Annotated in this window: 8 protein-coding genes; 6 read left to right on the top strand and 2 right to left on the bottom strand. The window is 42.9% G+C overall.

Going from position 1 to position 13496, the window contains the following annotated elements:
• From P2W82_RS03990 to P2W82_RS03970, 5 genes are all read left to right on the top strand, one after another.
• Positions 1 to 3480, top strand: coding sequence for a PVC-type heme-binding CxxCH protein (locus tag P2W82_RS03990; protein ID WP_336514546.1), 3480 nt, complete (start codon positions 1 to 3; stop codon positions 3478 to 3480).
• A 75-nt stretch (positions 3481 to 3555) separates the two neighbouring features.
• Complete coding sequence (locus P2W82_RS03985) at positions 3556 to 4410, top strand: sugar phosphate isomerase/epimerase family protein (protein ID WP_336514545.1); 855 nt, start codon at positions 3556 to 3558, stop codon at positions 4408 to 4410.
• 36 nt (positions 4411 to 4446) lie between these two features.
• Positions 4447 to 5568 (top strand): Gfo/Idh/MocA family protein, encoded by a 1122-nt coding sequence (locus tag P2W82_RS03980; RefSeq protein WP_336514544.1) that lies wholly within the window; start codon positions 4447 to 4449, stop codon positions 5566 to 5568.
• A 581-nt stretch (positions 5569 to 6149) separates the two neighbouring features.
• Positions 6150 to 9242: a PVC-type heme-binding CxxCH protein gene (locus tag P2W82_RS03975; RefSeq protein WP_336514543.1), complete on the top strand. Its 3093-nt coding sequence runs from the start codon at positions 6150 to 6152 to the stop codon at positions 9240 to 9242.
• 9 nt (positions 9243 to 9251) lie between these two features.
• The gene (locus P2W82_RS03970; protein ID WP_336514542.1) at positions 9252 to 10424 is read left to right on the top strand and encodes an FG-GAP repeat domain-containing protein; all 1173 of its coding nucleotides are present in this window, start codon (positions 9252 to 9254) and stop codon (positions 10422 to 10424) included.
• A gap of 250 nt (positions 10425 to 10674) precedes the next feature.
• Here P2W82_RS03970 and P2W82_RS03965 read toward each other — a convergent pair whose 3' ends face one another.
• Entirely contained in the window at positions 10675 to 12147 is a 1473-nt protein-coding gene (locus P2W82_RS03965; RefSeq protein WP_336514541.1) for a glycoside hydrolase family 32 protein, read from the bottom strand.
• A 302-nt stretch (positions 12148 to 12449) separates the two neighbouring features.
• A complete protein-coding gene (locus P2W82_RS03960; RefSeq protein ID WP_336514540.1) occupies positions 12450 to 12776 on the bottom strand; it encodes a DMT family transporter in 327 nt (108 codons plus the stop codon).
• Between the two features lie 177 nt (positions 12777 to 12953).
• Here P2W82_RS03960 and P2W82_RS03955 point away from each other — a divergent pair, with 177 nt between their 5' ends.
• Positions 12954 to 13388, top strand: a complete 435-nt coding sequence (locus P2W82_RS03955; RefSeq protein ID WP_336514539.1) for a hypothetical protein — start codon at positions 12954 to 12956, stop codon at positions 13386 to 13388.
• The last annotated feature ends 108 nt before the right edge of the window (positions 13389 to 13496 follow it).

Below are 13496 nucleotides of genomic sequence, written 5' to 3'. Positions count from 1 at the left end.
ATGCGATTACCCCAACTGTTAGCCGTAACATTATTCTCATGTCTCCTGTTTTCCAACTGTAAAACGAAAGACAAACAATCCTCAGGTACGGGCCGGCTGGAAATACTTTTCCTCGGTCACGACAGCAAACATCACGAATCAACATTCCCCGCAGAACAAGTAGCGCGGGAATTGTTTAATGATGGAATCAATCTCTCTTACACAAGCAATCCCGATGACCTGAACAAAGAAAATCTTGATAAATATGATGCGTTGGTACTATATGCCAACTACGACAGCATCACTGACGGCCAGGCAAAAGCGTTGCTGGATTTTGTGAATGGTGGAAAGGGATTTATTCCCGTGCACTGTGCGTCATGGTGTTTCAGAAATAATCCGGAAGTCGTTGAGCTGATTGGTGGTCAATTCAAAACGCATGGTGTTGATTCATTTCCTTCCCATATCATCAAGCCTGAACACCCTGCCGTAAAGGGATTGCAGGAATTCACGACATGGGATGAAACATACGTTCATGATAAGATCAGCAAGAACATCGAAGTACTGATGGAGCGCGTAGATTCATCACATAAGGAGCCTTATACCTGGGTTCGCAATTATGGAAAGGGTCGCGTGTTTTATACTGCTTATGGTCATGATGACAAAACCTGGAAAAATCCGGGCTTTCTGCAATTGCTCAAAGGTGGAATCCTGTGGGCTCTTGGCGAGGATGCCAATGCACGACTTGCACAGGTTTCAAAGCCCAAACTAACTTTCACGGATGCTATCATTCCTAATTATGAAAAAGTAGACCCGCCACCGCAATTCCAGGCGCCGTTACCTGTTGATCAGTCGATGGCATTGATACAGGTTCCGGTTGGATTTGAACTGAAACTTTTTGCTTCAGAGCCGCAGATCCGTAAGCCGATCTATATGAACTGGGATCACAGAGGAAGATTGTGGGTAGTGGAAACGGTTGATTATCCCAATACTGTAAAAGATGATCAGAGCCAGGGTGACGACAGAATTTCGATTCTGGAAGATACTAACGGCGACGGTCAGGCTGATAAATTCACGGTGTTTGCTGACAAGCTGAATATTCCCACCAGTTTTACTTTTTATAAAGATGGTATCATCGTTTCACAGGCGCCTCATTTCCTTTACCTGAGAGATACTGATGGTGATGATAAAGCGGATAAAAGAGAAAACCTCATCACAGGCTGGGGCGTTTTTGATACGCATGCAGGACCATCAAATCTGAAATACGGATATGATAACCAGATCTGGGGTGTACTGGGATATTCAGGGTTTAACGGTGTGATCGGCAGCAATCCCGATACGATGAAATTCAGCCAGGGCGTGTATCATTTCACTCCAGATGGTAAGAATCTGGAATTCCTAGGCAATACGAGCAATAATACCTGGGGGCTTGGTTTCTCGGAGGAAAATGATGTTTTCATTTCAACGGCCAACAACACACACAGTGCATTTTATGCAATACCTAAAACTTACTATAATAAGGTTGCCGGTATGAATGAGACCGGAATTGAAAAACTGGATGGCCATTATGCCATGCACGCCGTAACAAAACATCTGCGCCAGGTGGATGTGCATAATGGATTTACTGCAGCAGCTGGTCATAATCTTTACACAGCGAGAAATTTCCCTAAGGAATACTGGAATAGGATTGCTTTTGTGTGCGAGCCTACCGGTCGCGTGATTCACAATGCCATTATGGAGAAAAGCGGCTCCGGTTTTAAAGAAAAAGATGGATGGAACCTACTCGCCAGCTCGGACAACTGGGTTGGACCCGTGCAGGCTGAAGTAGGTCCTGATGGCGATGTTTGGATCCTTGACTGGTACAATTTCATTATTCAACACAATCCTACGCCAGTAGGTTTTGACAATGGAAAGGGTAATGCCTATATCAATCCTATGCGTGATACCACACGTGGCAGGATTTACAAACTCGTATATACCGGTGGAAAAGAGTCAAAACCATTGAGTCTTGATAAAAAAGATTCAAAAGGTTTGATCAAAGCATTGAGCAACGACAACATGTTCTGGCGCCTGACTGCACAGCGTTTACTTGTTGAAAATGCTGATGCTTCAGTATTGAAAGATTTGTATGATGTGGTTCGTAACAGCAAAGCAGATGAGATCGGGGTGAATGCTGCTGCCACACATGCACTTTGGACGATTCATGGTTTAGGAGCCTTGGATGGCAAAAACGCGGATGCAAATAACCTGGTAATTGAAGCATTGAAAAATCCTTCAGCAGGTGTTCGTAAGGCTGCGATACAAGTGTTGCCTGCAGATGCTTCATTAACTTCGGCTTTCCTGAGCTCTGGTGTTTTGAATGATAAAGACTTACGTGTACGCCTGGCCGCAATTCTGAAAACAGCAGACTTCCCTGCTAATCCGGAAATTGGAAAAACCCTTTTCACACTTGCTGAGCAACCTGAAAATGCAAATGATAAATGGATCGCAAAAGCACTTTTCATTGCGGGTTCAGTACAATCGGATGGATTTATGGAAGCTTATCGTGCCAAAGGCCTTTCTGAAGATGCAGCAATCGGCCAGGCTAACCTGATGCAACGTATTGCGATGAGAAGCAGGTTGAGTGCTATTCAGCTTTCCAAATGGAACAATGTCCCCGTCGGCCGTGCCCCGGAACCAAAGGGTAAGGAAATATTATTCTCATCCAATCTTGACCTTTATAATAAGGACAGAATGTTCGGGATGGTTATCGCGCAGGGAGACAAAAACAACGGTTATGCATTTTATGTTGAGGATGGAAAACTAAAATTCCTTGTCAATCAGAACGGTAAATCAACACAAATTGCAACAAAAGATCCGTTGCCACAGAAGTTTAATGCAAAAGCAAAACTGCTCAATGGTGGTGTGATGCAGATCCTTATTGATGATAAAATTGCAGCAGAAGGGAAAACAAAAGGTTTGATTACTGCTGATCTTGCGCAAGGCATCCGGGTTGGCTTTGACAATAAGAAAGGCAATGAACGTCCGGGTACTTATCCTGAGGATTTCAATTTTGGTGGATACATCAATGATGCATCGCTGGAATTACTTGCACCTGGGGGCGCTGCCGTGGCAGATCTCGGCCCTGCTGCTCAAACCATACTCCTTAGGCCCATTCAGAATGCCATGAAGTTTGATAAAACAAAACTTTCAGCAAAAGCAGGAACTGTCATTGAGATCGTGTTCGACAATATCGATTTCATGCAGCATAATTTCCTGCTGTTGAAACCGGGTAGTCTTGAAAAAGTGGGAGCGGCTGCAGATAAGCTGGCGTCAGATCCAAACGGAGCAGAAAAACAATATGTACCCGCAATGCCTGAAGTGTTATACTCGACTCCGCTCGTTAATCCGGAAGGGAAATTCACCTTGAAGTTTAAGGTGCCGGATACCAAAGGTGACTATCCTTACATCTGCTCTTTCCCAGGTCACTGGAGGATCATGCAGGGAGTGTTAACTGTCAACTAAACACTGACATTCTATGTTGAGCGTATAACGTTGAACGTGGAACGCAGAGGCTGATTAATTTTAAAAAAGTTTCGATTGAGCATACAGTTTGGAGTTAGTACCTGGGTCTGGACATCACCATTTAATGATGCGATTACAGAATCATTATTTGAAAAGATTTCATCGATCGGATTTGATGCAGTAGAGATCGCGGTGGAGGATCCTGGCACATTTGATCCGGTAAAGGTGAAGGCTGCGTTGAAAAAGTACAATTTGAAACCGGTGTTGTGTGCAGCGTTCGGACCTACGCGTGACCTGACACACGAGGATCCCGCTGTGCATGAAAATTGTTTCAGGTATATAAATGCATGTTTTGATATAGCCAATATATGGGAGGTTGATTTTGTAGCAGGCCCGATGTATTCTGCAGTTGGGAAAGCAAGGTTGTTGCCGCCTGAAAAAAGAAAAGCAGAATGGGACCTGGCAGTGAAAAACCTTCGTCATGTTTGCAAAATGGCTGAAGCTAAAGGTCAGCAGATTGCTTTAGAACCTTTAAACCGGTTTGAATCCGACCTGGTGAATACAGTGAAAGATGTATCGCGACTGGTAGATGAAATTGGTCATCCTGCAGCGAAGATCATGCTCGACGGATTTCACATGAATATTGAAGAGCCGGATATTGAAGAAGCTATTGTCACAGCAGGTGATCGATTGATCCACATGCAGGTTTCGGAAAATTTCAGGGGCACTCCCGGTAAAGGACAGACGAACTGGAATGCCTATCGGAAAGGTTGGGAGAGGATAGGATACAAGGGAGTAGTATCGATTGAAAGTTTTACTACAGATAATAAAGAGCTTGCAGGAGCTGTGTGTTTCTGGACACCAAAAGCAGAGAGCCAGGATAAACTCGCAGTTGATGGACTAGCATTTCTTAAAAATCTCATGCAATAGGATCACTCGTTCTGAAAATATCTACAATCGAAACATATGAGTAAAAAAATCAGGGTTGCAATTGTCGGTTTGGGTTTTGGTGCGGAATTTATTCCGATTTACCAGAAGCATAAGGATGCTGAAATGGCGGCTATTTGTCAGCGTAATGCGGAAAAGATGAATGCGGTTGGTGACGCTTTCGGAATAAAGAAAAGATATACAGATTTTGAAGAGTTGCTGAAAGATCCGGATATTGACGCTGTACATATCAATACCCCGATCCAGGAACATGCATGGCAGTCGATAAAAGCCTTGAAAGCCGGCAAACATGTAGCTTGTACAGTACCAATGGCAACCTCCGTAGAAGAGTGCCGCCAGATTGTAGAAGCGGTAAAAGAATCAGGCAAGACTTATATGATGATGGAAACGGTGGTGTATAGCCGCGAATTCCTTTTCGTAAAAGAGATGGCAGAAAAAGGTGAATTGGGAAAAATACAGTTCCTGCGCGCTTCACATCAGCAGGAAATGGCAGGATGGCCCGGCTATTGGGAAGGTCTTCCTCCCATGCACTATGCAACACATTGTGTAGGCCCCGTTCTTGCGCTCGCAAAATCCGATGCGGAATATGTTTCCTGTTTTGGTTCCGGCAGAATTGATGATAACCTGATTTCGAAATACGGATCTCCATTCGCGATTGAAAGCTGTCATATCAAAATCAAAGATTCAGATCTTTCTGCAGAAGTAACACGATCATTGTTCAATACAGCGCGTCAGTATCGTGAAAGTTTTGATGTATATGGCTCGAAAAAATCTTTCGAATGGACGTTGATTGAACATGAACCTTCTGTGATCCACACAGGTGAAGTTCCATCACGTGTAACTGTTCCTGATTATGCCCACCTGCTGCCTGAAGAAATACAGGCTTTCACCACCGGCGGCGTTTATGATGCTGACAGCAACCAGCACTTATCCTTTATTCAGGGTTCTGGTCATGGTGGATCGCATCCGCACCTGGTGAATGAATTTTTATCTGCGCTGCGCGATAATCGTGAGCCTTATCCGAATGCAAAGCAATCAGCCAATATCACCTGCGTGGGTATTCTCGCACATGAATCAGCTATGCAGGGTGGAAAGCTGATACCGCTTCCTGAATTTACATTGAGCAACCAGGTTAAATAAATATTTATTTAAAGGTTAAAGTTGAAGGGTGGCCTGAGAGATTTTTTCTCTTGGGCCAATTTCTTTTGACAGCTGGGTTGCGAACGACGAATTAAGTGAGGAGGCAGGAGGTCACTATGTTTTTTCCAAAATAATTTGAAAATTTAAACAGTTGATTTTCAAATGCAAATTTTCAAGTTATATTCTAAGAGAATTAGTGAATAGTTGCTTAGTGCCAAGCTTTTTATTATAGGTTAAAACTGTTTTTTGGAAGAACGAAAGATAAATTGAAAGCTGTTTTGAGTGCAAGAGCAAATGAAAGTCAAACCGTAAAGAAGCAGCCAGGCAAACAGCCCGGAAAGCAAATACAAAGTTCAAAAAATTAATTTTACAAACACAGTGATAGTTGTTGATCTGGCTGGGCTGTTTCTTCGCGAAACACCTGGCTGTTTGCTTTGCTGTTTGATGTTATGCCCCGGAATTGAAAACTTAAAAGAGAAACTGGCTAAAATACTTACAACTCCACCTTGATTTTCCTCTTTTCTTTGTTCAACACGTATTGCCGTGTTAATTTGTGATACCCAGAATTAATACCGTCTGCAATGAACATCCGGTTTTGCCATATAACTATTTGCATCTTATCGCTGCTTGTACTTTCAGCATGTAACACCGCTGACAAACCTGTGGCGGCGAATGCCGGAGTTGATACTATTTACTCCGGACCAAAATTCAATGAACATATCCGGTCGACAACTGCGCGAACACCTGAAGAAGAGAGGCTGGGATTCAAAGTACCTGAAGGATTTGAAGTCAGCCTGTATGCATCTGAGCCGGATATCGGCAAGCCGATAAATATCACTTTTGATGAACGCGGTCGCATGTGGGTTACTCAATCTTATGAATACCCTTTTCCCGCAACGCCAGGAAAAGGTCGGGATCGTATCACCATCCTGGAAGACACAAATCATGATGGTCGCGCTGATAAATTCAGCGTGTTCTCAGACACGTTGAATATTCCTATCGGAATTCTTCCTTATCGCGATGGAGCATTTGCATTCAGCATTCCCAATCTTACCTTTTATGAGGATAGTGATAACGACGGAAAAGCCGATCATCAGAAAAAACTGATCGGCCCGTTTCAACATCGCGATACACATGGAATGGTTAACAATTTCATCCGCGGATATGATGGTTGGATTCATGCCTGTCATGGATATACCAATCGTTCTACCGTGGCCGGTTCTGATGGTGATTCGATAAGAATGATTTCGGGTAATACATTCCGTTTTAGTCCGGATGGAAAACATGTAGAACATATGACCCATGGAAGGATCAATCCCTTCGGTCTGGCATGGGACGAACGCGGTTATCTGTATTCAACCGATTGTCATACTTCACCGTTGTACCAGCTGATCAAAGGCGGTGACTATTATCAATGGGGTAAGGAAGAGGACATGGGATTCGCACCGGATATGAAACCTATGGAAGACGAAGCAACAGCACTTTGTGGAATTGCCTATTATGGCGACAATCTTTTTCCGGAATCTTACCAGAAAAATTTCTACATAGGTGATGCGGTTTCCTGTCGTGTCTACAGAAATTCATTTTCGTTTAATGGCAGTAGCCCTGCAGGAAAGAAAGAAGAAAATTTTGTGTTGAGTGCTGATCCGTGGTTTCGTCCGGTGGATATAAAACTTGGCCCGGATGGTGCGTTGTACATCGCAGATTTTTACAACAGTATTATCGGGCATTACGAAGTGCCTTTGGATCATCCGAAAAGGGATAAAGTGAGAGGCAGAATCTGGAGAATAACCTACAAAGGCAAAACCAGTCCTTCAATCAATTTATCAACAGCAAACACTGAAGAACTTATAAAATCACTCGACGCAGAAAATATAACGGTTCGCATGAAGGCTGCTGATCAGCTGACGGACAGAATCGGCAAACCATGTTCAGCAACTGTACTGAAGCAATTAAGTTCGCCGCAGGCAAGTGTCAGGGAAAAGGTGATGTTATTATGGGTCTTACAACGAATCGACGCACTTGATGGTGCTGTATTGAATCAGTATACCCGTGATGCCGATGCGTTGTTGCGGTTACATGCGCTTCGGATTGTTGCAGAAAGAAAAAATGAAAGCAATAAAGTCTGGCAGGAAATTGCATTTGTGAACCTCGAAGACCAGGATCCGCATGTACGTCGGGTCGCCACGGAAATTCTTCAGCAATATCCTGACATGGCGTCTGTCGAAAAGCTGATCGACTTCCGTCAAAGCGTACCCGAAACTGACAATCACATGATCTATTCGATCCGGCTCAGTTTGCGGAATATGCTCAGGCATCCTGAACTTATGCACCAGGTGGCATCAAGAGCATGGACACCTGAACAATCAGCAGTGCTTGCCTCAGTGTTGGTAGGTGTGCAAACGAATGAATCAGGAGAACTGATGTATACTTATTTGCAGAAACAGGCGATCCCCGGTGATGAACTGTCAAAAGTAGTTTCGCACATCGCACGATTTACATTGCCAAACCAGGCAACAGAAGTGGTTGACCTTGCAAGATCAAGAAGTGGAGAAAGTATGCAGGCCAACTGGACGGTGTATACGGCTGTTCAAAAAGGGATATCGCAACGGGGAGGTAAAGAGCCGGAGAATATGGCGCAATGGGGCAGAGAAGTAGCATCGAAGATTCTGAATTTTAAAAATCCCGATACTTCAACAGAGGCAAAAAAAGATCAGTATCTCGACATGCGGCAGTTTGCTGTTTCGCTTGCAGGTAAATATAATATCCGTGAGCTTGCGCCTGCAGTAATAGCAACTGCAAACGATACGCTCGCAGATCAGTTTATAAGGATAGAATCTCTGCGCGCACTGGTCAAAATGGATGTCAGTAATGTGAGTCTTGTTCAACAGAATCTGAACAATGCTGAAGCAAAGCCTGATTTTAAAAGACGTTTGGTGACATTGTTGGGAGAATTTCCCGGAGATCAGGCATTAAAAATATTAAGTGGGCTGAACGCACCACCTCCGGATCTGCAACAGCCTTTGATTATGTCCCTTGCATCGATGAATGGTGGGAAGGAAATCGTTTTCGATAAAGTTCGAAAGGGAGAGATATACCCGAGGATTCTCGCACAACCACAGGTGAAGGAAAGAATGTTACTTAACAGTGACGAAAAAATAAAGTCAACTTATGAGAGTTTAATTGCCAATGTTGCTGAGATCAATCGTGAAAAACAGAGCATGATTACCGGCCGCGTTTCCGATTTTAATGCTGCGAAAAACAATACATCACCTGAAGCTGGAAAGACAGTGTTCCAGAAAAACTGCGCGTTATGTCATAGTATCAATAACGAAGGTGGAATGATCGGCCCACAATTAAATGGAGTGGGGAAATGGGGAGCACAATCACTTGCGGAGAAAATACTTGATCCCAACAGAAATATTTCTGAATCGTTCAGAACTTATTCCATCACATTAAAAAACGGAAAGCTATTGTCCGGACTCTTCAGACGTGAGGAAGGGGAGACGATAGTTTTCGCTGATGCCCTGGGAAACGAGTTCTCTGTAAGCAAAAAAGATATTAAAGAACGAAAGGCATCGGTACTGACATTAATGCCGGATCAATTTGAAAATACCATCCCGCAGACGGATTTCAACAATCTGCTTGCATATCTGTTGACGATAAAAAATTAACCAGTCCATATGAAGCTGAAATTAATGTCGATACTGATTTTATCCTGTACTCTGAATAATATTAATGCGCAGGCTGTTAAAGGAAGTAAATCCAATTTTGAAAAGATCACTTTAAGCAATGAGTTTCTTTCGGAGGGTGTGGCAACCGGAGATTTAAACAAAGACGGGAAAACGGATGTCATTGCCGGATATTATTGGTTTGAAGCGCCTAACTGGACGCGACATGAGTTATATCCGTCTCGTGTGTTCAATCCAAGAAAAGAATACAGTAACTCTTTTCTCAATCTGGGAATGGATGTCAATAATGATGGCTGGACAGATGTAGTACTGATTGATTTTCCCGGATTAAAATCTTACTGGCTGGAGAACCCAAAAAATAAACCAGGCCATTGGGTAAGACATGTGATTGCTGATTCCATGGGTATTTCCAATGAGTCGCCTGGTTTTGTTGATATCGATGGTGATGGCAGAATGGATATTCTTTGTGGTGATCCGGCGAAGAGGCAGGTTGTATGGCTTAAAGCTCCCGGCAAAGGACAAACGAACTGGAAAAGATACCCGATCAGTGATACGGCTGCTCCCGCTACTAATCGGTTTTCCCACGGTATCGGCTATGGCGATATCAATATGGATGGTAAAAAAGATATTGTAATTAAAGAAGGCTGGTGGGAAGGACCTAAGGATCCTAAACAACCTGGCTGGGTTTTCCATAAAGCCAATCTTGGTGAGGATTGCTCGCATATGCTGATCCTCGATGTAGATAATGATGGATTAAATGATGTCGTGTCAGCTTCTGCGCATCGGCTTGGCATCTGGTGGTTTAAGCAAACGCGCGATGCCTCCGGTAATATTGATTTTGCCAGAACAACGGCCAGTGAAACAGTTTCTCAGACGCATTCGAATATCCTTGCCGATTTCAACCGCGACGGCCAACCGGACTTTGTGGTTGGAAAACGCTGGCTTGCACATCACGACAGCAATGATCCGGGCACTAACGACCCTGCCTACCTGATCTGGTTTGAATCTACTCCAACGAAAGCTCCTTACTGGATCGAACATGAAATCGATAATGATTCAGGCGCCGGTTTAAATATCGCTGTTGATGATGTCAATAAGGATAAGAAACCGGATATTATTATTGCTAATAAGAAGGGAGTGTTTGTGTTTTTGAACAGGCAGTAGGCAGAAGACGGGTGAGTAGTAAGTAGTAAGTAGGAAACAGCCGGCGTTGCTGTTGAAGGAGATTTGCCTGGATAGAAACAATTACTCTTGTGATAGCAGTTTTATTCATTACGGATGTTATCAAAATAAATTTTAACTCGCAGTTCCTCGGCTGTTATTCATGGCTGCTCCCTCTGCGGTTTGCTGTTCCAATGATTTGAATTTAAACGCTTATACAATTCGCCATTGGACAATATACCCTGCTACTTCCTTAAAATACGGGCTTCAGTTTAAAATAATGGATCATTGTTGATGGATTAGCCTGGGGTAAATATATCCGGTTATAATCTTTAGTAGGAAAGAAGATAGAAGTCATTGTCGATAATCCTTCATCTGCAAAAAGTTCGATAGAACTTACATCAAGAATCACATCAAGATTTATCATCGAAGAGTTTCCAAAACGCGGTACTGTGTGTTTAGCAGCAAAACCTGCATTGAAATTCGACTTACCGGATTTGGTACGATCGATATAAAACTGGTTGGCTGTTTTATCATAGCCAATTACAACGCTCTCACCTGATTCATTACCAAACAACAGACTGAAATCACTTTCTGCAGAAATGGTTGTTTTTATCCGACAAGGTAAACTCATTTTGTCCATTCCTCCTGGTTTCAACGTATGTACTTCCGCAGTGGATGTATATTTTTCGATTTCATCTACCGGTGTTGAAGTGATATATAATTCTGAACCTGTCTTTTTCAATTTTAACTCACGTGCGATAGTTGCTGCACTTCTCCATCTCAACGTAGGAACCACCTGTGCGTAATCCCAGTTACTCATCCATCCGATAAAAATTTTTCTGTCGCCGGTATTCGACCATGTAATTCCCGCATATTCGTCCGGACCATAATCGATCCATTTTGTACTATCAGCGTATGCTTTGAAATTTTTACCATCGAAATCTCCGAGAAAGTATTGCGTGGCCGAACCTTTGTTAGGACCACCGGGATTGATGTTTACAATCAGCACCCAAACATTTTTTCCATTTTCGTCTTTTAAAGAAAACAGGTCCGGGCATTCCCAGACTCCTCCGTGTGCGCCCGCGTTTTTTCCATATTCACTTTCGCGTGTCCAGTTTTTGAGATCAGGGGATGAATAGAATTCAATTTTGTCAACTACTGCCAATGCCATAATCCACTTCGAACTTGGTTCATGCCACATTACTTTCGGGTCGCGGAAGTCGCGGATACCCGGACTTCTCAACACCGGATTGCCGGCAAATTTTCTCCAGGTTTTCCCATCATCAGTACTAAAAGCCAGGCTCTGATTTTCGAAACTATTGCTTCCACTTTTTTCTGCTTCCGCGCTATGACTTGTAAAAATGGCGACAAGCGGCGGATTAGTAGCAGATCCAAATCCTGAACTGTTTCTTTTGTCAACCACTGCGCTGCCGGAAAATATCATTCCTAAAGTATCGGGAAAAATGGCAATCGGTTTTCGTTCCCAGCGAATCAGATCAGTACTAGTAGCATGTCCCCAATGCATGGGCCCCCATACGGTACTATCCGGATAATGCTGGTAAAACAGGTGGTAAATTCCTTTGTAAAATACCATTCCATTGGGATCGTTCATCCATCCTTTTTCCGGAGTAAAATGAATTTTTGGACGATGCTGATCATTTTGTGCAATGGAAGTCAATGAAGAAATGACTAAGATCGACGCAAGGCAGAATCGTAGTATCATAAGTGAACGATGTTGGATGAAAGTTTAAGATAAGATTTTTTAGGCAGCGGGCAGCAGGCACTAGGGAAGATGTACTGTGAACTGAAACTGAAAACTGAAAACGAGGTGTTCAAAACGGACATTCAACATCGATGAGCTATGAGCCGACTGGCTACAAAAAAATACGCTTACAACAACGTGCATGATGCATTTAACCGCAGAGATAGATTAATACAACCTTCGGGAAAGTACACTATTTACTAAAAGTAAACTATTTACTATTTACTGAATCTCCTGCCTTCCTACTTCTAACTCCCCACTTATCAATGACTCACAAACTTCAACCCGACAATCGACATAATCAACGTACAAATAAAAAATATCCTCCAGAAATCTGCAGGTTCTTTGAAGAATAAAATACCTACCAATGCGGTACCTACAGCGCCGATGCCCGTCCACACAGCATATGCAGTGCCGATGGGTAATTTCTGAGTGGCCTTTACAAGCAGAACCATACTCACGGTAAGGCATACCAGAAAACCGGCATACCAGTAAACTGATGCTGAACCCGTGGATTGTTTCGCTTTACCAAGACAGGCTGCAAAAGCAACTTCAAATAACCCTGCAACAACGAGTAAGAACCACGGCATAACAATGAATTAAGCGCACAAAGGTATCAAAGATCAACTGCTTTGGTGCGCTTTTTATATTACAAAACGATGTTCATAGTGGTAATGATCAACAGGTAATTTGGAATTTCAGGTTAATATCGTAACTTCTTAAAAAAGTATTCTGTGCGCAGTCTCTTTCAAATAATGGTGCTGTCCGTGTCAATAACTTGCTTCGCAGATAACAAAACAGTTGTATCCGGATCTGCTTCTGATATACCAGATGTTGCGACTACATATGTCGGTAGAACACCTTGCAGTGAGATATCCAGCGATATTGGTTTGAATCCTCCTGCTGAATGTTTCAAACTCAAATGGAAACTTATTTTGTACCGCGATGCAAAAACATTGAAGCCGACAACCTATCTTCTTCAATCAACATTCAATAGACAAAAAGATATCACCGGAACCTGGTCGGGCGAAACGATTCGCAACAATAATATTGAGCAACCGATGTACTCACTGCATAATGTATTAAATGGAAAAAATCTCACGCTTCTGGTGGGAGATGAGAATGTTTTGTTTTTCGTCGATCCAACAGGTAATCTTTATCCGGGTAATGCAGAATTCAGCTATACGTTAAACAGAAAATAAGAAATCAGCTCCTCACTTTTTTCCGAAAAAATTAGGTAATCCCGAATTATGGCTTAATTTTATTATGTACTACATAAGTATAAAACAACATAATATAGCCAAAAACGA

It is taken from the genome of Pollutibacter soli (genome assembly GCA_029269725.1).
Lineage (GTDB): Bacteria > Bacteroidota > Bacteroidia > Chitinophagales > Chitinophagaceae > Pollutibacter > Pollutibacter soli.
The sequence above is the reverse complement of the archived record's forward strand: the minus strand, read 5'-3'. Positions and strand labels throughout refer to the sequence as shown.